This is a genomic window from Gluconobacter sp. P1D12_c, from assembly GCF_018812105.1.
GTDB lineage: Bacteria > Pseudomonadota > Alphaproteobacteria > Acetobacterales > Acetobacteraceae > Gluconobacter > Gluconobacter oxydans_A.
On the sequence record NZ_JACSIQ010000498.1, the window covers coordinates 1 to 437 of the forward strand.

Sequence of the window (437 nt, forward strand, 5' to 3'; positions counted from 1 at the left end):
CCCCAGACCTTCAAGCCTGTCAGCAATGCGATCAGATTGAAGCCTTATGGCCTCATCCCTGCCAATGCGTTCAAGATGTTTAAACACATCAACCTTGTTCCCACTGTTGCGACGAAGAAGCTCATAAAAACCTATCCGAGAAGATGACTCACACCCATTCTCAGACGGTCCTGCATCAAAAATCTCTCCGCGTGATTCCTTCGCTTCCTTAACCTCTGGAACGTATTCTAAACCACCAGCAGGAAGCCTGAAGCGTCGCCTGTCTTCCTGTTCCGAACGACACGCAAAACGCAGATTCTCATCAGCAGAATAATCCCGAGCTATAAGMCCAAGGTGCTTGCAGTCACCAGATATCAGCCAGCAGATATCATCATCAGACCACCCCACATGGAACACATGCCCAAGCCATGAACGAGTATAATACCCCCCATCATATG

Annotated in this window: 1 protein-coding gene; it reads right to left on the bottom strand. The window is 48.9% G+C overall.

Annotated elements, in window-relative coordinates; all coding sequences use genetic code 11:
- The coding region (locus KP705_RS17855) for a hypothetical protein (protein WP_215765256.1) at positions 1–437 on the bottom strand (437 nt) is incomplete at both ends.